16 protein-coding genes are annotated in these 20,775 nt (G+C 63.0%); 12 read left to right on the top strand and 4 right to left on the bottom strand.

Translation table 11 applies throughout. The features are described 5' to 3' along the window. Positions 1 to 123: 123 nt before the first annotated feature. The 6 genes from L2Y96_RS03420 (at position 124) to L2Y96_RS03445 (ending at position 6,758) form a co-directional block, all read left to right on the top strand. Entirely contained in the window at positions 124 to 732 is a 609-nt protein-coding gene (locus L2Y96_RS03420) for a type IV toxin-antitoxin system AbiEi family antitoxin domain-containing protein (protein WP_247332221.1), read from the top strand. Positions 733 to 745: 13 nt separating this feature from the next. Next, positions 746 to 1,597, top strand: coding sequence for a nucleotidyl transferase AbiEii/AbiGii toxin family protein (locus L2Y96_RS03425; RefSeq protein WP_247332223.1), 852 nt, complete (start codon positions 746 to 748; stop codon positions 1,595 to 1,597). Between the two features lie 109 nt (positions 1,598 to 1,706). After that, complete coding sequence (locus L2Y96_RS03430) at positions 1,707 to 2,165, top strand: YccF domain-containing protein (protein WP_247332232.1); 459 nt, start codon at positions 1,707 to 1,709, stop codon at positions 2,163 to 2,165. Between the two features lie 548 nt (positions 2,166 to 2,713). Then, the gene (locus L2Y96_RS03435; protein ID WP_247332234.1) at positions 2,714 to 4,126 is read left to right on the top strand and encodes a gluzincin family metallopeptidase; all 1,413 of its coding nucleotides are present in this window, start codon (positions 2,714 to 2,716) and stop codon (positions 4,124 to 4,126) included. Positions 4,127 to 4,261: 135 nt separating this feature from the next. Continuing rightward, complete coding sequence (locus L2Y96_RS03440) at positions 4,262 to 5,554, top strand: DUF4189 domain-containing protein (RefSeq protein ID WP_247332236.1); 1,293 nt, start codon at positions 4,262 to 4,264, stop codon at positions 5,552 to 5,554. Between the two features lie 145 nt (positions 5,555 to 5,699). Next, positions 5,700 to 6,758, top strand: coding sequence for a hypothetical protein (locus tag L2Y96_RS03445; RefSeq protein WP_247336888.1), 1,059 nt, complete (start codon positions 5,700 to 5,702; stop codon positions 6,756 to 6,758). Positions 6,759 to 6,796: 38 nt separating this feature from the next. Here L2Y96_RS03445 and L2Y96_RS03450 read toward each other — a convergent pair whose 3' ends face one another. Then, entirely contained in the window at positions 6,797 to 7,687 is an 891-nt protein-coding gene (locus L2Y96_RS03450) for a LysR family transcriptional regulator (RefSeq protein WP_247332244.1), read from the bottom strand. A gap of 114 nt (positions 7,688 to 7,801) precedes the next feature. Between L2Y96_RS03450 and L2Y96_RS03455 the strand changes: the two genes are divergently transcribed. After that, a complete protein-coding gene (locus L2Y96_RS03455) occupies positions 7,802 to 8,803 on the top strand; it encodes an MDR/zinc-dependent alcohol dehydrogenase-like family protein (protein ID WP_247332246.1) in 1,002 nt (333 codons plus the stop codon). Between the two features lie 56 nt (positions 8,804 to 8,859). Here L2Y96_RS03455 and L2Y96_RS03460 read toward each other — a convergent pair whose 3' ends face one another. The 3 genes from L2Y96_RS03460 to L2Y96_RS03470 all read right to left on the bottom strand — a co-directional run bounded on the left by L2Y96_RS03460 (position 8,860) and on the right by L2Y96_RS03470 (position 13,273). Then, positions 8,860 to 10,650, bottom strand: a complete 1,791-nt coding sequence (locus L2Y96_RS03460) for a peptide-N4-asparagine amidase (protein WP_247332248.1) — start codon at positions 10,648 to 10,650, stop codon at positions 8,860 to 8,862. An 89-nt stretch (positions 10,651 to 10,739) separates the two neighbouring features. Continuing rightward, on the bottom strand, positions 10,740 to 11,966 hold the full coding sequence (locus L2Y96_RS03465; RefSeq protein WP_247332250.1) for an FtsX-like permease family protein: 1,227 nt from the start codon (positions 11,964 to 11,966) through the stop codon (positions 10,740 to 10,742). Continuing rightward, on the bottom strand, positions 11,966 to 13,273 hold the full coding sequence (locus L2Y96_RS03470; RefSeq protein WP_247332252.1) for an ABC transporter permease: 1,308 nt from the start codon (positions 13,271 to 13,273) through the stop codon (positions 11,966 to 11,968). Before L2Y96_RS03470 ends, L2Y96_RS03465 begins: the two co-directional genes overlap by 1 nt. 233 nt (positions 13,274 to 13,506) lie before the next feature. On the opposite strand from L2Y96_RS03470, the gene L2Y96_RS03475 reads away from it, so the two are divergent. The 5 genes from L2Y96_RS03475 (at position 13,507) to L2Y96_RS03495 (ending at position 20,772) form a co-directional block, all read left to right on the top strand. Beyond that, complete coding sequence (locus L2Y96_RS03475; protein ID WP_247332254.1) at positions 13,507 to 14,040, top strand: RNA polymerase sigma factor; 534 nt, start codon at positions 13,507 to 13,509, stop codon at positions 14,038 to 14,040. Between the two features lie 100 nt (positions 14,041 to 14,140). After that, on the top strand, positions 14,141 to 15,061 hold the full coding sequence (locus L2Y96_RS03480) for a FecR family protein (protein WP_247332255.1): 921 nt from the start codon (positions 14,141 to 14,143) through the stop codon (positions 15,059 to 15,061). A gap of 121 nt (positions 15,062 to 15,182) precedes the next feature. Continuing rightward, complete coding sequence (locus L2Y96_RS03485; protein ID WP_247332257.1) at positions 15,183 to 18,308, top strand: TonB-dependent receptor; 3,126 nt, start codon at positions 15,183 to 15,185, stop codon at positions 18,306 to 18,308. A gap of 76 nt (positions 18,309 to 18,384) precedes the next feature. Then, positions 18,385 to 19,191: a Slam-dependent surface lipoprotein gene (locus L2Y96_RS03490; protein ID WP_247332267.1), complete on the top strand. Its 807-nt coding sequence runs from the start codon at positions 18,385 to 18,387 to the stop codon at positions 19,189 to 19,191. 186 nt (positions 19,192 to 19,377) lie between these two features. Continuing rightward, entirely contained in the window at positions 19,378 to 20,772 is a 1,395-nt protein-coding gene (locus L2Y96_RS03495; protein WP_247332268.1) for a surface lipoprotein assembly modifier, read from the top strand. Positions 20,773 to 20,775: the final 3 nt, after the last annotated feature.

Raw genomic sequence — 20,775 nt, forward strand, 5'->3', positions numbered from 1 at the left:
GACGTGTTGTGGCGGCTATGCATATACGACGACGGGCTGACGTCCAGCGCCGTTCTACGTCGAGTTGCAATTTCAAGGTATTTGTATTTAAGTACCTACGAATTGCAACATAGTGCGCCGGTCATGCCCAGAAAAATCGCAGAAGATCAGATCCTTGCTCTCGCGCGCGACGTGGGTGTGATCCGTGCGCGCGATATCGCGGCCCGCGGAATCCCGACGGTAGTCCTGAGTCGTATGGTGGCTGCTGGTCAACTCGAGCGGGTGTCTCGTGGCCTCTACACTCATCCCGGCACCTCGCCTAGCGAGCATCGTTCGCTTGCCGAGGTGGCGGCCCGCATTCCTTCGGGCGTCGTATGCCTGCTGACGGCGCTAAGGTATTACGGCATAGGGACGCAGTCGCCTCTTGCCGTTTGGGTCGCTATTCCATCTCAAGCGCCTACGCCGCGTCTCGCGCACGTGCGGATCCGCTACGTATGGATGACACCCTCGCCCCTCACCGAAGGCGTAACTGAGGTCAACATCGAAGGCGTCAGCGTGAAAGTCTTCAGCATCGCGAAGACCATTGCCGATTGCTTCAAGTTTCGAAACAAGATCGGACTGGACGTCGCCGTCGAGGCGCTGGCGGACGCCTGGCGCCGAGATCTTGTTTCCATGGACGACCTTTGGCGCTTTGCGAAGATCGATCGGGTTGCCAACGTCATGCGGCCGTACCTTGAGTCGCTGACCGTATAAATGGAGTGCCTACATGATGGACCTCGCCGTCTCTATCGCGCATCGGCTGCGGAATCACGCGGCTGAAAATCAGCAAGACTTCAATGCGGTGCTCACGCGATTTGCCTCTGAGCGTCTTCTTTTCCGTCTGTCGCAGTCGGAACACGCCAAGAGCTTCCTGCTGAAGGGTGCGTTGCTTTTCCTGCTATGGCATGACCTTCCTGAACGTCCGACCCGTGATATCGATCTCCTGGGTTTCGGAGAGGAAGACGTGGAGTCCATCGAGTCGATATTTCGGGAGGTATGCGCGATCGATGCCTCCGATGCGGTCGTCTTTGAGCCGGCATCAGTCAGAGGGGCGACCATCCGCAAGCAGGCAGGGTACGGCGGAGTCCGCATAACGCTGCTGGGTAAGCTGAAGAATGTCCGGCTTCACGTGCAGGTCGATGTGGGCTTCGGCGATGCCGTGACTCCTGCCGCATCTGAGGAAGTATTTCCGGTCGTCCTCGCCGACCTTCCCGCACCGATCCTACGGGTCTACCCGAAGTACACCGTATGTGCGGAAAAACTTGAGGCGATAAGCGCATTGGGAATGGCGAATACGCGCCTGAAGGACTTCTACGATATGTGGTTGCTCCTGACACCACGCGACATGGACGACGATATGCTTGGATCTGCTATCGCTGCTACCTTCAACCGCCGGAAGCGGCCCATCGGGGATGAATGGCCGGTAGGTCTAACCGACGAGTTTGCAGCCGATTCTCAGAGGCAGAGACAATGGCAGGCCTTCCTTGCCAAGAATGGACTCGTTGCCCCGCCACTGTCGGACGTGTTGGCAACGCTTCGCCATTGCCTGTCGGTTCCACTGGATAAGGCGCGAAAATGAATCCGATGGAACAGGCCATCGGGAGGCGGGGCCGCGCTAGGCCTTCCAGCACTGGCCGTGAGCCGCGAGGCCTCGCTAGCCTCCGCATCACGCTGACAAGGAGTGCAAGATGAGAACGCTGTTCAATCTGCTTTGGTTTGTGTTGGGCGGCCTGATGATGGGCCTGGGCTGGTGGCTGGCGGGGTTGGTCGCGATGATCACCATCGTGGGCATTCCCTGGGCGCGCGCCTGCTTCGTGATTGGCCAGTTCGCCTTCTTCCCTTTCGGCAAAGAGGCGATTAATCGTGCGGAATATTCCGGTAGGCACGATATCGGCACGAGCGGCCTGGGTTTCATCGGCAACGTCATCTGGTTCCTGTTCGCCGGCCTCTGGCTTGCGATTGGCCATGTGGTGTCGGCGATCGCCTGCTGCATCACGATTATCGGTATTCCCTTCGGCATTCAGCATCTGAAGCTCGCTGGCATCGCCCTGGCACCTATCGGCAAGACGATCGTCAGCACGGAAATGGCAGATGCCTCGCGCCGTTACAACGCGAATGCCGCATTCTCCCGGATGCGTGGTAACTGATCGCAGCCACGGGTACGACGCCATGAACTCGCGTGGGTTCGGCGTGGTACCCGGACGGCGTTAGTGCTGGATTCCGTCAAGGCCTCGGCGAAGCAGCTCCAGAGGCTCATGGGTGCCGTCCACGGGGAGTAACGTGCGTCTGGCGATCATCCACCGCCCGTCATGCCGCTCGAGTTCTCAGCGGTTCACCACGGCGCGGTGGATGCGGTATCCCGGCGAGACGCCGTGGTTAGGCAGGCTGCGCGGTTCACCGCTGGCATCCAGGTGCACGATCATCAGGTAGATCGTCGAGTGGCATGAATTGCGGGGCTGATCCTATTTGACCTGGAGCCTACCTTCTAGTAGGTTTGTCGTCAAAGTGATCGCGCCGATGACGTGGCTAAACCGTAGGCCGTAGGGGTGCATCGAATTCCCCATCGTTGCATCACATCGTTCAAAGAGAATGCCGCTCGATGAGAAAGCGAGTCCTCCACCCATGGGTCCTGTTAGGAACCCTCTTCACCCTGGCGCATTCCGCGAGCGCCGCCGCTTCAAACCCCCGCTTGCAGATGGATCTGACCCCAACCTTTAGCTCAGACGGCAGCGCCGATGGCGTCGCCGTGAAGTACGTGGCCACCGGCGTTCAAAATGGCCAGACGCTAAGCCTCGCGTTTGATGCCATGCCGACGCCTCTGGTACGAACCACGGATGTCATCACCGATCTTCAGGTATCGGATGCGAGTGGCGCCCTGTCCATGAACGCACCTGTAAAGAAGCACGATGGCTCACACGATTACCAGGTGTGGGAAAGTTCGCGCGCTGCGAATGGCGCCATCACAGTGAGTTATCGCGTGCCGGTCGCCTCACGGGATCGCAAGCGTGGCCCGCAGGAAGATCTGCAGCAGGCAGGGAAGGGTATCTCCGGTGCTTACATCAGTTTCCTCTTGCTACCCATGCTGCCGGATGCGCATTACGACGCGCAGGTGCATTGGCACATGCGCGAGGGCGAGCGTGCCGTCACCTCGTACGGCGTTAACGATTACCGTGGCACCTTCACCACGGGAAACTTCGGCGACACGCTATTCCTCGCGGGCAAGGTACTCGAGTTCTCGCCTGAGAAGTCCGGTCCTGACCATGGCATGCACGTCTATACCCTGGGCATGCCGGCCGATGACTTCGCTGACCTGGGCCAGTGGGCCGCGAAGGCTTACGCTGCCGAACGGACGGCGTTCAAAACGAAGGGCGATTTGCCCTACCGCTTCATGGTGCGATCGTTCGACGGCGGCGGGACCTATAGCGGCCGCGGTGGCCATAGTTCGTTCCTGCTTTACATGCGCCCCGGTTACGATGCCGGTGACAAGGCACTGCGCCGTGTCGTCGCCCACGAAATGGTGCATAGCCTGACAGGCATGTTGCGCGGTGATTCCGCCGATGACTCCGATGACTGGTACGCCGAAGGCATTGCGGATTACTTCAGTCTGGTCATTCCCTACAGCGCGGATTTGTACACTCATCAGGAATACCTCGACCTCGTGCGCAAGGAGAGCGACGCCTATTACAGCAGCCCGGATCGTTCCATTCCCAATAGCGCCATTGCCGATGTGATGTGGCGTAGCCCCAAGGGTTGGTTGATCCCTTACACCCGAGGCGCGCTCTACTTCGCCGACCTGAACGCGAAGCTTGAACAGCACGGTCTGAAGATCGGGGCGATCGATCTGGTTAACGAACTCAGCGACATCGTCGAGAGCGGAAAAACGACGTCGGCCGATACGTGGGTGGACATTCTCCGTCGTCGTGCTGGCGCCTGGGCCGTAACCGATTGGCGGGCCATGATGGCTGGCTCGGTTATTTTCCCTGCACCAAACGCGTTTGGTGCCTGTCTGCGGGGCGCACGGAGCGATATCGTGGCGGGCGAGCAGGGCTCGCATGTGGCGGGTATGGCGTGGAAGCTCGACTGCGGCGCAGCGGGGGACGCGCGCTGATCTGACGGGGCAGGGAGCATCCAGTCACTCAGGACGTACGTGTGACGCGATCGGCTATTTGCCGACTGACAGGGTCCGTGCGGCTCGGTAAACTGCCCCCCGCCCGCAACGGGCCGATCATTGGGGAACAAGGATATGTCCAGCCGCAACGCCAGGTTCCTGGCGCTCATGCTTGCGTTACCACTTACTTTTTTTGCCACTCGCAGCCACGCACAGACCTATCCGTGCAGCGGGCCGGGCCCAGGCCGGGTCGTTGTCGGTATCGCGCCCGGTGGCCAGGGCATAGCACAAACACCGATCTGCCAGGACACGGGTGACGGTTACGCCGAGGCGCCCGTTCAGCAGGCGCCTACGCGCTATATGTCCGTCGTCGTCCATCCAGACACGGACAAGTACTGGTTCGCCAGGGGCTTTAGATCGGGGGATGCTGCGACAGCGAGCGCCATGAAGGCGTGTACCCAGGCCATGGGGGATGGTTGCTCCTACGCAGATGGGTGGTACGGCGGCTCACGTATCGTGGTGATGGAAGATGTCGCTGGTAACCTGTTCGTCAAGGGCGGAAATAACTTCTTTAGCGCGTGGGGAGCAGCTCGTTCCGACTGCGAGAAGTATTCCACTGGCTGCCACAAGCTGGAGACGTTGACGAATGATTTCAGCGACGGCGGTGGCGGTGAGGAGGTGCAGGGGCCGAAAGGCGAGGTCACGCGACGTCTCTGGGGCGCGTTGGCTCGTCCGAAGACCAAGGCCCCGGAGCCGCTAGATGATCTGGCGTGGCTCGCGACGGGCCAGGATGGCTACAAGGCAGCCGAATCCGCTGCACTGAACGCATGTCACGAGGCGACCAAGCTGGATTGCGAGGTGCGCATCAGTGTCGGCGGTGGCTACATCGCTCGCATCGTGAATAACACGGGGAACGTGTATTGGTTCAATGCGTCGTCGCTCGAGATGCTCGACAAGGGCCTCAAGAACGCATGCGCGAAGGGTGATACCTGTCGCCTTGTCGACACCTTCGACGTAAAGCCTCGCGCTGTCACCACCGTCGAGATCAGCGTGTCGAAGGCTCCTATCCGTGGCTACTTTTCGCTGGCACGGCCTGAAGATGACCAGGTGGAGAAGCGGTGGAGCAAGCGTGCCGTGGCATCGGGCCAGGCTACCGTGCTCGAAGCGCAGGCAGCCGCCGTAGCGCTCTGCGAAAAAGAGAGTGGATCGAAATGCGTGGCCAATCCAAAGGATGGCGATGACGGCGTCGATCAGTTCGTGCTGATGGTTCGCGCGTCCACGGGTGAATACTTTAATTTCTGGGGAACCTCTGCTCAGTCGGCACGCGAGCGCGGCAAGTCGATATGTGAAGAAAAGCACCTGCAGTGCGGCGAAGGCACGCTGTATGACCTGGCAAAAAAGAACAAAGGCTCGTTGATCTCGTTCTGAACAGAGAATCATTGCCTCGACAGGTGAAGAAAAAAACTGTGACTCCCTTCCGCAATCCGACGAGACCCCAGTGGTATCAAGGATGGCAGGGGAGTCACAGGATGGTCGACATCAACTTCTATGTAAGGGCAGTTACATGGCATCGATGAAGACGTTTCGTACGAAATACCTGGTCGCCGCATGCGTTCTTGCCACGATTAGCGTAGGCCCGTTTTCGGCAGTACTTGCTGCCGAGCAGTCGTTCAACATCGCCGCCGCTGCGCAAGCGCAGGCGGTTTCATCGTGGAACGAGACGATCAGGCAACAGTCGCCGCAAGTGGAAGGCTGCTTCCATGCGACGTTCCCGAATAACGCGTGGGAATCCGAGCGCTGCGAAGCGCCCCCGTCATTCGTCTCCGTCCCACCGGAAACCAACGGCAACGGCCTGACCACGTCAGCGCGTAGTGCCAGCGTATTCACGGTAGGCAATGGCAACGATTACGCGGCGCGTACCGGCAGCCTGACGAAATCCGCCGTGGGTACCTTCCCCACCGTGACCGGCGTGACCACCGGTACGGCCGATTACTCACTGCAGATCAACACCAATATTGGCAGCAACCCGACCACATGCTCACAGTTCGGCTATTCGTCGTGCCAGACCTGGGAGCAATTCATCTACTCCACCGATAGCGATGGTGATGCCAGCAATGGCCGCACGCCGGTCGCCTTTATTCAGGATTGGTTCTTCGCCGGTAGCCAGTCGCAGTACAACTCGGTGGGTTGCCCCTCGGGCTGGTATTCGTATCCCGATCAGCTCGCGTGCTATCGCAACAGCAATGCCGTGAGCGTGCCGCTGGTGCAGGTGAAAAATATCGGCACGATCAAGCTCACCGGCTCGGCGACGTCCGGTGGCGTGGATACCGTTACCTTCTCGGTGAGCGGCACGGCGCATAGCGTGAGCCAGACGGCGACCACGCTCAACATCAACAAGATCTGGAACCAGTCCGAGTTCAACATCTTCGGGAACGGCAGCGACAATCCCGTGGTGTCGTTCAACAACGGGTCTAACGTGACTGTGAACCTTGCGGTGAACGATGGCACCACCAACGCGCCGACCTGCCTTGGCAACGCCGGCACCACCTACGAGCAGAACAACCTGACCCTGGGTACCTGCTCCGCCAGCGGCGGTAGCTCGCCGCATATCAGCTTCGTCGAGAGCCGGTAAGCACCGTGGAGTCCGCCCCGGCCGAGGCCGGGGCGGCTCTACCCGGGATGCCGGTAGTTGGCGATCAGGTAATCGATCAGTACCTTCACGCGTGCCGGCAGTTGCCGCCCGGCCGCGTACACCAGATGCACGGGCAGCAAGGGTGGCTGTAGCTGCGGCAGCAGCACCTGCAAGGCACCCGCGCGAACCTGGTCTTCGAACAACCATAGTGGCGCCTGTGCGATGCCGAGTCCGGCCAGTACGGACGCGCGGATGTGTTCCGCATCGCCGGTATAGATCGAGCCGTGCGGCGTGTAGCTCACTGCTCGCCCGCCCGCGCGCAACTGCCATGGCCGGCGTTCGCGGCCCCTCGCGAAGACGATGCAACGGTGCTCGTCGAGGTCCGCCAGGCGAGAGGGCGCGCCGTGGGCTTTCAGGTAGGCAGGGCTGGCGACCAGCACGATGGGCGTCATGCTGAGCTTGCGCGCGATCAGGCTGGAGTCGGCGAGTGCACCATGCCGTACACCGACATCGATGCCCTCGGCGATAAGGTCGACCGGAAACTCGGACGCCGAGATTTCGACCGACACATCAGGGTAGCGCTCGAAGAACGCGCCGAGTAACGGCGTGATGCAAAGCCGGCCATGTCCCGGCGCGACGCTCAGGCGGACCATACCGCGAGGGGAGTGATGCCGTTCGCCGACGGATGACTCCGCGGCATCCAGATCATCCAGCAAACGCTTTGCCGCCTGGTAGAACGTCTGCCCGGCGTCGGTAATGGCGACCTGCCGCGAGGTACGTAGCACCAGGTGGGCACCGAGGTGCCGTTCCAAGGCGGCGATCTGCTTGCTCACCGCAGGCTGCCCGATGCTCTCCTCGCGCCCGACGGCCGAGAAGCTGCCGCGCTCGACCAGCCGCACGAACAGGCGCATTGCATCCAGACGATCCACGGCCCACCCATGCATTCCAAGATGGAATGAATGCTATGCCCGCGCCATGCGTTTCGGCAATGGTGCGCTCTGCCTAAGCTTTGGCCATCAGCCCCGAATACAGAGGTCCAGACTATGAAAGCGCTTTGCGTCACCCCGGAACGTCACCTCGCCTTGCGCGATGTCCCGCCGCCCATCCAGCCGGCCGCAGAGCACGTGCTTGTGACCATGGAAGCCTCGGCGATCAACCACGGCGACATCACCTTCCTGCGAAGTCCTGCCGCCGTCGGTACCGCTCTTAAGGCAGCCCAGCACGATGTCTGGGGTGCGTCCGGTGCAGGCCGGGTCACGGCCGTGGGCGAGGGCGTGCCCGCCGAGTACCTCGGGTGCAAGGTGGCGATCTACCGCTCTCTGCGCCGCACGCCAGAAACGCTCGGTCTGTGGAGCGAGCAGGCCCAGATGCACTTCAGCACCTGCCTGATCCTTCCCGAGGAGGTCGACGCGGTCGATTACTCAGGCTCCCTGGTCAACGTGATGACCGCGTACGCCTTCATTGAAGAAGTCACGAAGGAAGGGCACCGCGGCATCGTCGTCACGGCGGGTAACTCAGCCACGGGACTTGCCATGGCAGCGCTCGCTCGTCGGCGCGGCATGCCTTCGATCTTCCTGGTACGGAGTGAGGGTGCCCGCGTAGCGTTGATTGAGCAGGGGATCGAGCATGTCGTGGATACAAGCACCGACGATTTCGCCGACACGTTCGAGCGCCTGACCGAGGCGCTAGGCACGACCGCTGTCTTCGAAGGCGTGGGCGGCGATCTACCAGGGCGCATCGCTCCCTTGCTTCCCGTTAACTCGGCGATGTACTTCTACGGCTTCCTCGGCGGCCAGGCACCTTTCAGCCTGACGACGCTGCTGGTGATGGCGAAGAACCTGACGCTCAAGCGATTCAGCAACTTCGAAAGCGCCACGGTGAAGCAGCCCGGTAAGCTGCAGGAGGCCCTGCGATATCTGCAGGACGTTATCGGGGACCCACTCTTCCGGACGCGACTCGGGCAACGCTTCACGTACGAAGCGATCGACGAGGCGCTGGCTTATGCCGGGCCCGGCGGTACGAAGGCGGTACTCACGGCGTTCTAAGGCACGCATGGCTCCGGAACGACGACGTCCCGGAGCCATGCGTGACGAACCCACGATCAGAACGCGCCCGGATCTTCCGTGCGCGACGTATCCGGCGACCCATCCGGATGCGTGAACCACAGCAACCGGTTACGCCCGCCCGCGCAGCCACCGCCATCGGTCGCCGAGGTGAGCGTGCCGGTGGTCGTCACCACATCCCGCCCGTAGCAGCTGCCCAGGTTGTCGCTGAAGCGGAAACTCTGCGTGCTCGCCTGGTTGCTGTGGCCCGTCACGGCATTGTCCGTGAAGGCCAGCGTGTCGCTGGTGCTGATGTGGTTATCCACATCGCTGCGGTAGAGCGTCAGCGCGCCCAGCTTCTTCGCGACGTGCCGCGTGAAGCCCTGGGTCACCTGGCTCGGCGACGTCACGATGTTGCCATCCGCATCGAACGTGTACGCGAACTTCGCCGTCAGCGGGAACGCGTACGTCGCCGTGCTGGTCGTACCGATACCCAGCGGGCCCTGGCGTGTCTTCGTGGTGCTGTTCACCGTCGTGTTCTGGTCGATGGCCTGCACGTATTGCGTGGCATCGATGGTGAAGTTCTGCGTGTTGGCGAAGGCGACCGTTTGCTGCACATCGGTGGTGATACGCCCGTGGGAAGTGTCGACATAACCTGAAGTGCGGAACGTACGCGAGGCGTTGGTCGTGACTCCGCCGCCGACTATGCCGTTCGTGTCGGTCACCGTGTTGCCGATGACGGCGTTCGGTGCCTGGCCTTGCAGCGTATTCGCGGTGAGTGCGCCGGTGAGCTGCTTGCGGCCGTGGTCCTGGTAGACGAACAGGTTGCCGGTAACGGCGAAATACCCGTGCGCCCCGGTGACCGTCAGCGCGATGGTGTGCGGCGAGCCATCGTTGAGCATCGAAGCGAACGGGGTCAGGTCCACGCGGTACGGCAGGAAGTTAAGTGTCTGCACGCCCGGCGTCGGCCGCCACATGTACGGATCGATGCCGCCGGTGAAGATCCATGGATAGACGGGAGCGACGCCCGCAGCTTGTCCGTCGATCGACACTTCGGTTTCCCGGAACGAGCCGCCCCCACAGCTCTGCAGCTGGTCGGCGAACTCATCGGGCACGCACGAGTACCAGAACTCGTCGCCACCCTGGCCTTGCGCGAACACATCGACGTATGCGCGTTCCACATTGGTCGGCAGGGTGAGCGTGCGGGAAAGCGTATCGGTGCCAGTGTTGAGCGTCACGGGGCCGCCTGCGGTGCCGTCGGAAAGCGGGAAGACCGCATCCGGTGCATCCACCTTCGGCGCGAGCACGTTGGCCGGATAGAACACCAGCCTTGCCGATCCGCTGATCACGCCGGTGTAGGTGCTATCGACGATGTTGCCGAGGATCGCCTGGCCGGTCTGCGGGTTCGCGAGCAGGCTGGCGAAGTCGCTCACGTCACGCTCGATATGCCAGCTCGGTGCGACCGTCGACGATGGTTCCTGTGTCGTGCCGAAGTAGATGTTCGCCCCACCCAGCCACAGCGATGCCGTGCGGTCGAACTGCCGCCCCGCCGTGACCGCGAAGTCGGCCTCGAGCACGACCTTCGACCACGCACGCCCGCAGCCTGCTGGCGGCGCGTACGTATAGGGGTGATTCGAGAAATCCGTGAACTGCGTACCGTTGAACAGCGGAACCACGCAGGAGCGGCCGGCCGGCCGGGGTACCGCGGGATCCGCGACGGCGACATTGGGCGATCCTGGCGTGAAGCCGGGCGCGCTAGCCGCGGCGGCCCCCACGGTAGCGAACGACGGAAGTACGAGTGCAGCCATTACCCGCAATAACTTGCGGCCCATCCCAAGCGTGACAGCCATTAGCCATCCCTCACGATGCATGGTCCCCCTGCCTGGGGGACCGTAGCACACGGGGCGGCTCTAGCCAGCGTCCTGCCGCACGCCTTTGATCAGGCCGCGCGCGTCGCAGCCACGGGCGGCACACGGCATGCACGCCGCGCTGGCTGCAGCACCGCGAGCTGGCCGATGGCGAAGAGCAGCAGCGCGCCACCCAGCAGGGGAAGCAAGGGCAGGCGCGGGAGCTCGTAGCGCACCAGCAGCCAGAAATTCAGGCACACGGCCGTTACGGCGCCCAGCGCCACCCCGAACGACACGATCGCCAGGTTCTCGAGCTGGAAGTAGTGGCGTATGTCGGCCTCGGTGGCGCCCAGTGCGCGGCGGATACCGATGTAGCGCACGCGTTCCTGGACCCAGAAGCCCGTGAGACCGAATACGCCGAGCCCGGTGAGGAGCAGCAGGCTGCTGATCACCGCGACGAGCAGCCATACCAGCGCGCGGTCGTCGCGGAAGTACTCGTGGACCGAATCCTTAAGCGTCCCGACGCCGCTCACGACGCGGTTGCTGTCGACCTTGGCGAGCACCGTTGGCAGGGCGGAGGCTACCTTGTTTGCCGCGCCCGGTGCGGTGCGCACGACGAAGCTGCCCACGGGGAGTGCCCTGGCGGGTACCAGGATGTTCAGATCGTTGGGTACGCCTGTCTGAAGGCTCGCATTCGCGAGATGCTCGGTAACACCGATGACGTGGCTGACGTGCAGGCCTTCCACGTCAAGATAGACGGGCTTGCCGAGCGGATCCTCTTCCGGCCACATCTGATCGGCGAGCGAGCGGGAAACAATGACCGGCGGCGGGTTGCCCTGGTTGTGGCCCCCGAAATCGTAATCGGTGACATCGTCAGCGGTGAATGGCCGCCCCTTTGCGATACGTACGCCGAGTACGTCGAGATAGCCTGGAGTGCCGGCGTACATGTTCACCTGGCACACCTCGTTCTTCTTCTCCGGCTGGCGGAACAGGCACATGGTCCACGAACCGATCTTGCTGAGCGGCAGGCCGTTGACCATTGCCGCACCGCGCACGCCGGGTTGTGTGCGCAATGCGGCCAGGACGGCCGCGCTGCGGCTCGCACGCTCGGCGGCAGGCATCTGCTCGTCGATACCCGTGGTCTTCATCCATACCAGTTCGTTATCGGGCAGCCCGGTCGGCACCTGCATCAGCGAGACATGGCTGCCGATGATGAGCAGCGCGTTGGCTATGATGGCCAGGGTGAGCGCGATTTCCAGGGTGATCAGCACCACGGCGGTCTTATGGTGCCGCAAGGCCTTGATGATCGGGTGGGCCATTACTGCACCTTCAGGGCGAGGGCGGGCGCGACGCGGCAGGTGCGCCAGGCGGGGAAGATGGCAGCCGCAAGCGATGCGGCGATCGATAGCACGATGGCGAGGAGCAGCATCGAGCCATCCATGCGCGCGTAGGCGGCGTAATCGTTTGGCTGCTGGCGCACGACCCAGAGCCCGACCGAGGCGAGCATCAGACCGAGCACGCCACCGCTGACGCCTATGGTCGCGGCTTCGATCAGCAACTGCGCGAAGATCGCGCGCTTCGCCGCACCCATCGCGCGACGCACGCTCAGCTCACCCATGCGCCGTGAGAACTTCACCAGCAGCAGGGCTACGGTATTGACCAGGCACACGATCAGAAAGCCGAATGCCAGCAGCGCCTGAAGCTCCACACTGCCAGGCACCACGTGGTTGGTATCAAGCCAACCCTTGAGGTCGGTCAGCTGGATTCGCGAGACAGCGGGGAAACGCCCGAGTGCATGCTGTTCCTTCGCATAGTGATCAAGGAACGCACGGTAGGCCTCTACCTGCGCAGGTGTATCCAGTTTCACCCAGAACTCCGTCCATGCGCATTGGTCGGCATGCGTCAGGCCGCCACGATCCAGACCTGCGGTGCCCCAGCACGTGATCGAGCCGGTCAGTGGCATATGTGTGTCGACAGCGGTCTCCATGGGCATGAAGACCTCTTCGGCTTTTGCGTAGCCACCCATGGTGAGGTCGTAGAACAGCGGCACGGGTTGCCAGTGGTCAAGGACGCCGATCACCTGGAACGAGGCCGTGCCCAGGCGCAGGGTCTTACCCACCGCTTCGTCGACACCAAACAGCCGCGTGGCCAGCGCTCGGCTGATCACGACGACATGGCTGCGCCGGTCGTCGTCGTCGTGCGTCCAGCCCTGTCCGTTGAGGAACGGCGTGCGGAACATCGGGAAGAAATCCGCGCTTGTGTAGCGTGCGTCGGCGAAGAACGCACGCGCGTTGCCGCCTGGGGGCGTCACGGCGACGCGCCCGCTGCTCATGGCTGCCTGCATGCTGCCACGCCTGGCGTGCAGCAGGTTCATGGCATCAGCCCAGGTCATCTGGCCGAGCATCTCGGTGTCGCCGTCTGTCTGCTCGTGGCTGCGCGGCTCCAGCTGGGGGTAGAACAAGGTGCTGCTGGCGCCGGGTAACGGGTCGGCGGACATGACGTGGAGCAAGGTGAGCATGGTCATGCTCGCGCCGATGCCCAGGCCAATCGCCACGATCATCAGCGCGGTGACGGCCTTGTGCCGTCGCAAGCTCCTCAACGCGAGGTCGAGGTAATAGGAAAACATTGCTTCCGATCCCTGCGGATATTCGATGGAGGACGGGATAGCAAACCCCGTGCCACGGTGAGAAGCGAAGCATGATGCGCCTTATCGCCGTCTGCCGTGCCCAGGCGGGGTGTCCGCGGACAATCGGGCCGGACACACCTCGGCCACCGCCGTCGCGTCGTCTCGGATGTTATTGCGAATCATTCGCAACAAGCGTACGCTTGGACGTCAGGTTCCACGCGAGGCTTCCAGGGATGCCCGATCGTCACGCGGACGCCGCGGACGTGGCGTCGTTTGCCTCATTGCTTGAAAGCCGCTACGACGAGTTGCGGCGCTTTGCCTTGCGCCGCGGCGGCTCGCCCAGCATGGCTGACGATGTGCTGCAGGATGCCTGGCTGCGCCTGTCGCGCGAGCCGCATACGGCCGTGGGCAACCGGCTTGCCTACGTCTACCGGGTCGTGGCTAACCTCGTCATCGACCGCCAGCGCCAGCGCGCCGCGCATGAGCGCCACGTCGATGGCGACACCCCGGCAGAACACATTCAGGATGGCGCGCCCACCCCCGACCAGGTTGTCGCGGGGCAGCAGGAATACGCGCTGCTACAGGCAGCGATCCAGGCGTTGCCACCCAAGTGCCGCGAGGTCTTCCTGCTCTATCGCGGCGAGAACCTGACCATGCGGGAGATTGCCCTTCGGCTGGCGATCAGCCCCAAGACCGTGGAAAACCATATCGCCCAGGCCATGTTGGCCTGCCGCCGGCGCTTGCGCGAAGCGGGGCACGGGCGATGAGGCTAGGGGATTCCTGCGCGCCCGTTCGTCTAGTCCCATGACGGGCAACGACCGCGCCGCGGTGCTTGCCGCACACCCATTCCGCATGACGGATAGGCAGATGAGCTACGACGACATTGACGATCACTGTTTCGAGGAGGCCGTGCGTTGGCATGCGCGGCTCCGCGGTGAGGACGATTCCGCCTTGTACCGCGAATATGCGGATTGGCTGGCAACCGATTGGCGGCACGGAAAGGCGATGGAGGAGGCCGAGGCGCTGTTCGGCGCATTGAAAACCATCGCCTCTGCTACGCCGCAGATCGCGGCGACGCGGCGTGGCCGAGCTCGGCGCATGCGCTTTGCCGCGGCGGCGGCCGTGGTGCTAGTCGCCGGTATCGCCGTTATCGCGCAACGCTCCCACCATGATGCCCAGACGCGCGTCGGCGAGACACGCCTCGTCACGCTTGCCGATGGCACCTCGGTGACGCTAGGCCCCGATACCGCGATCGACGTCGACTTGCGGCCCCACGAAAGGCGCATCACGCTGGTAAAAGGCGAAGCGCTTTTCCACGTCTCCCACGACGCGGCGCGGCCCTTCCTGGTTGATGCGGGTGCCGGCCACACGCGCGTGTTGGGTACGGTGTTCGATGTCGAGCGCACGACAGGTGGCGTCCGCGTCGGCGTGCTTGAAGGCCGGGTGGCCGTGGGTGATTCGCGCGGCGAGGCGTTGCAGCTTGTCGCCGATGAAGCGGCAGCGATCGATGCCACCGGTGTCCACGCATTGGCCCGCAACGAGGCGGCCGCACAGCTGGCGTGGACGAAGGGGCAGTGGGTCTTCTACCGGCGCCCGCTGGCGGACGTGGTCGCCCGCATCGGGCGATCAAGGCACGGCGTCATCCTGTTACGCGGGCGCGCATTGCAGGCTCCACCGGTGTCGGGCGCGTTCGATGCACAGGCTCCGGATGCCGCTCTCGATAGCCTGGTCTCGGCGCTGAACCTCGGGCGCGTCGATCTCGGCCCGTGGCTCACCGTGGTTTATTGAGCCGATCTTTTGTACTCGACGTACTAGGGGATTCGTCGGTCCCCGTTCGTCTTCTCTGGCAGAGGCGTGATGCGAATCATTCGCATCACCGATATTCGACTGCCAGGGACTTTCGCTCCACATGCCCCATGTCCACACCCCGCGACGCAACCCAGCGCCGCTGCGCCGCCTTGCGGCCGCCATCCTGCTCGTCATCGCATCCATGCCCGGCGTCCACGCGCAGGAGCACGCCGCCGCCGCGCTCGATATTCCGGCGCAGCCGCTGCCGGCCGCCCTCGCCGCGTTCGCGGCGCAGAGTCACACGCAGGTGGTCTATACCGATGCCTCGCCTTACGACCTGACTGCGCCCGCACTCAAGGGGGATTACACCCCGGCGCAAGCGCTCGATGCACTCCTGCTGGGCAGTGGCTTGCGCTGGCGTGAAGTTCGCCCGGGTGTCGTGACCCTCGAGCGCGTGCCCACGGCGAAAGGCGCCGTGGTGACCGGCACGCTATCGGTGGAATCGACCTACGCCGATAGCGGTAGCGCGCGCGACACACGTGGTTACAACGATGTCTATGATCGCGACCTCTCCAGCTCCTACATCGGGCGCAAGGAGGTTGAGCGCTTCAAGGGCACCACGCCTTCCGATCTGCTGAACGGCGTACCCGGCGTCTTTAGCGGCGATGCGCGCAACAGCGGTGCGCTCGATGTGAACATCCGCGGCATCCAGGGGCCGGGGCGCGTGCCGGTGACCATCGACGGCACCGAGCAGGCGTTGACCGTGTGGCGTGGCTACAACGGCGCCACCAACCGCAACTACATCGACCCGTTCCTGATCGGCGGCATCCAGGTGCTGAAGGGGCCGTCGCTCACGCCGAACGTCACCACCGGCATCGGCGGCGCGATGGTGGTGAACACCTTATCGGTGAATGACTTCGTCAAGCCGGGCAAGTCATTCGGTCTCGAACTGAAGGTAGAGGGAAGCAGCAACTCCACACACCCGCGGCTGCCTACCCTGCACACCGGTGAAGACTATCGTGACGTGGACGGCTTCCCCCAGTCATCACCCTCGGCGCCATACACCGACAAAACGCTGCTGGTAGATCCGAAGCACGGTGGTGGTGGCTACAACGTCTTCAACGGCGGCGACCACGCTTATCGCCTCGCGTTGGGCTGGCGCCCGACGGATGATATCGATGTGCTTGCTGCCTACGCCTACCGGCAGCGCGGCAACTACTTCTCCGGCAAGAAAGGCGCTGACTACTACAGCCACGCCAAGAGCAGCAATGCCGATGACTACATCTGGTCCATGGCGAACTACTGGGAGCCTGGCGATGAAGTGCCCAACACCTCGAGCCAGACCGAATCGTTCCTGTTCAAGACGACCTGGCGGCCCACCACGGACCAGGCGCTGCAGTTCGGCTATCGCAGCAGCCTTTCGCATTACGGCGAGATCATGCCCTCGCGGATCATGCAGTCGGAATACCGCGGCGATATCCAGTGGCCCCTGAGCCGGGTCGACGCAAAGGCCTACAACCTCGAGTACAAGTGGAACCCCGAGGACAGCCGCTGGCTCGATTTGTACGCCAATGCCTGGCGCACGAACACCATCAGCGATACCTACACGGCCGGTGGTTTTCCGAACTTCGCCCAGGGCAATCCGTCATTTGGCTTCGATCCGACGATACGCAATACCGCGGTAGGCAATGCCACTAACGGCCGCGATGGGCTCACGCTTAGCAACAAATTCCGCCTGCTGGACAACCTGGATCTTACCGTGGGCGGCAGCGCCCAGTATGAAAAGCTGACCTCAAACGATCCGTACTTTGGTGATTCCGACGGCTGGCGCATGTATCCGCGCGCCGGGCGGCGCAATGAGTGGCAGGGCTACTTCAACCTGGAGTGGCGCCCGGTAGAGGCCATCACGCTGACCGCAGGCGCACGCTACTCGTCGTACTGGGCGTTCGACGATTTCCTGCATGAGAACGGCAGCAAGATCTTCCCCCATGGGGCGAACTACGTCACGGGGTACAAGACCGGCTACACCACGACCGACACGTACACCGAGGCCGAGCGCGAAGCCATGGTGGCCGACGACCTCGCGGTCTACAAGGAACTCGCGGACCTGGGCGTCTTTACGCCCGAGGAATACGACGCGATCGCGAAGAGCATTGTCGATACGACCCCATCCACGCATCAGACGAGCCACGATCTCGGCGAATGGAAGCCCGACGCCAATGGCAAGTTCACGAAGGCGGGGAACCCTTGCCTGGATCCCGCCCTTGCCGCAGCGGGAGGTGCCAAGGGCGTGCTCTGCCAGTCCACGCCCGAGCTCACCAGCTATGAGCCGAAGGCCACGCACCAGAAAGACCATGGCTGGGTTCCGTTCTTCTCGGCGACCGCGCACTTCAGCGATTACAGCCGGGCCTATGTGCGTTACGGCGAAACGCTCCGTTACCCCAGCATGTTCGAAAGCACGATCGCGTTCTCGGCGGCGACGACGCCGATGGGTCTGAAGGCAGAGCACAGCCGGAACTGGGAACTGGCATACGTGCACGACCTGAGTCGTCGTTTCAGCGAAGGAACCCTCGCAGACGTCAAGCTCGCCTGGTATGCCAACACCACGCGCAACGTGATCGAGCGCGACGCGAACTTTAAGTTCTCCAATATCGACCGGCAAACCATCCGCGGGCTCGATTTCCAGGCGCGCTACGACGGCGGACGCTTCTTCACTGACGTTGCCCTGAACTACCAGCTCAAGAACCGCGTGTGCGACGAAAGCACGGCTGCGGTCCTGACGACCAGCAACGGATACATCATCGGCAATGCGGTGGTGCCGACCTGCGTGGATTACGGCTTCGTTGGCGGCTATCTGCTCACCCAGTCCACGCCGAAGCTATCCGCCAACGGATCGCTTGGCGGCCGCTTCTTCCAGCGCAAACTGGAACTCGGTACGCGCGTGACGTACTTCCGCCAGTACCGCAACAAGGATCTTGACTGGTTCCGCGACCACTCAATCCAGGCGTGCTACGCCAGTGGCCAGGCGAGCTGCGCGGGCTTGCCCACGTATACGTTCAACGTGCCGTTCTCGTGGGGCAAGACCGTGCTGGTCGACGCGTATGCGGATTACCACTTCACCGACGACCTCTCGGCCGAACTCACCGTCACCAACCTGACCGACCGGTACTACGTGGACCCGGCGACACGATCACCCATGGCGGCTCCCGGGCGCACGTTGAAGCTGAGCCTTTCGGCCCGGTTCTGAGTGGCCACGCCCCTTACTGGAGCGACTGCGCTGGCGGCTCGGATGCCGCACGTCCCCCAACTTTGAGGATCACACCATGAAGCACACCAAGCTTACGTTCCTTGCCGCAGCACTCGCCCTCACCGTGGCTGGCGCTTCGCACGCCGCCAATTTCCAGGGCGGTTCGAGCAACACGGGTTATGTCGCGGTGGGCGCCTCCACCGTGAACGGCGGGCCGCACCATGCCGGCTTTGCCGGTGTTGCCGTGAACTCCACTGGCCTGAACAATCCTGTCGATTTCACCGGCCTGACCGCCTATAGCACCCAGTCGGCCGCCTCGGTGGACTACAACCGCGATGGTGTGAGCGACGGCACCGCCACTGTGTACGGCCTGAACTTCCCGTACAGCGGCGCGCCGACCACGCACGATAACCTCGGCGTGTTCTCGTTTGCCAAGGTCGGTAGCCAGGATGTCTGGTTCGGCGAGTGGAATTCGCGCAAGGACACGGCGGATGGCCTGGCGACCCACACCGTGTACTACATCGGTGATAACGCCGATACCAGCGTCCCGACCTCGGGCACGGCCACGTACAACGTCGCGGGCATCAACAACTTCAGCGGAGCGAACCTGCTCTCCGGCACGTTCACCGCCAACTTTGCCACGGCGAAGCTCACCGGCACCATCGCGAACAGCGCTGGCTTCTCGGTGAACATCGGTTCGGCCAACATCAACTCGAACGCCAGCATCTCTGGCACGACCGCCGTGGCCCTGCAATCGGGTGCCGCCGTCGCCACGGGCGGTGCCGTCTCCGGCCAGTTCTACAGCAACCAGACGGCGCTGGCGGGCATGGCGACCTTCGCGAACAACCAGTACAGCACCGCGTTCGGCGGCACCAAGAAGTAAGCATCGCGCGGCAAGGACAAGCCTGGCCAGCCAGTCCTTGCCCGCGGCATGCCCCTACCGGTCCGGATCATGGTTCTTTCTGCGTTGCTTCCGTTATTCCGTCACTGGCGCGCGTCCGCGCGACTGGTGCTAGCCATTGCGTGTATCGCGCTCCCGATGTGCAGCTTTGCGCAGGAGCAGGACAACATGCGCCGCATGCTCGACCAGGGCGTCCAGCGCCAGGCCGCCGCACAGGAAAAACAGGCCTTGCAAGGCGAAGGTGATGAGGGCCGTCCGACGCTTACCCTGGACGGCAAAAGCTACACCGTGGCTCACAATGCCAATGACGTAGGGCGAGCGCTCTATCTCTCGCTACAGAACAAGGCGTGGGATGCCGCACAGGCCTTCCTCACGGATTACCTGACGCTCGCCGATCGCGATCCCATGCTGGTGGATTATGCCCAGGGCGTCTTTGCTCGGCTGCGCGGGCATTACCGCGAAGCGCAGGCCTCGTTCGAGGCCGTGCTGGCAAGGCAGCCGGATTTCCTTCTCGGGCGCCTTGAACTCGCGCGAGTGTATTTCGAGGACCAGCAGGATAAAGCGGCAGCCGCCCTGTTTACGGCCATTGCCGCCTCGCTCGACGCAAGCGACGAGCGCACGGCGGGTGTCGCCCGCACGGTCGAAGCGTTCCAGAAAGCCCTCGCGACACGCGCCCGGTGGACGGGATCGTTCTCCGCTGGCCCGTTGTGGAGCGACAACGTCAACCGCAGTTCGGCCAGCGAGACCTGCCTCCTCGCGGATACGACGGGCTTTTGCTACGTGAACCGTAAACTGCCCGATGCCGTGCGCGCCATGGGCGTGGACTTCGACGCGAGCGTCGACAAGCGCTGGGCGCTCGAAGGGCATCACGGCATCTACCTCCGCTCGCTGGCATTTGGTCAAAGTTATCGAGGCGAGGCGCAGTACAACGAGCTTACCTGGACCTTCCAGGCGGGCTATAGCTTCCGCAGCGGACGCCAGACATTCGCCATCGCGCCCACGTTCGACTACTACGCGTGGGGCAATCGGGCGATGTACGGCGCGGTGGGGGCGCATGCGGAATGGACCGATACGCTGTCGGCGAACTCGCTATTGAAGATCGAAGGCGACATCAAGCGCATGCGCTACAGGCGGCCGGACTACGCCAGCCAGTATGACGGCGTCATGCGCTCGGTGTATGCGACGTGGTTTCAGGGCATCGGTGGCGGAGGCACGGTCTTCGGTGGCCTGGACCTTGTCGACAGCGGCGCCGTCGAACGGGTGAACGCTTATCTCCAGAAAGGCATCCGCCTTGGCACATCGTGGGAATGGCCTGCCGGTTTCACGTCCACGGTGTTCGCCTCGTTCCGTCATCGCGACTACGGGGCCTATAGCAGCGTCCTCGGTGAGCGGCGCAATGACCACGAGCAGGCCTACACCGTGGTCATCAAGGCTAGCCGCTTCGCCTTCGCAGGATTCACGCCTGTACTGACGGCGCGCCGCAACCGTATCCACAGCAACGTCGATTGGCTCTACAGCTACGACAAGAACGCCTTCAGCCTGAAACTTGAACACGCTTTCTGACGA

The sequence above is a fragment of the Luteibacter aegosomaticola genome, assembly GCF_023078475.1.
GTDB lineage: Bacteria > Pseudomonadota > Gammaproteobacteria > Xanthomonadales > Rhodanobacteraceae > Luteibacter > Luteibacter aegosomaticola.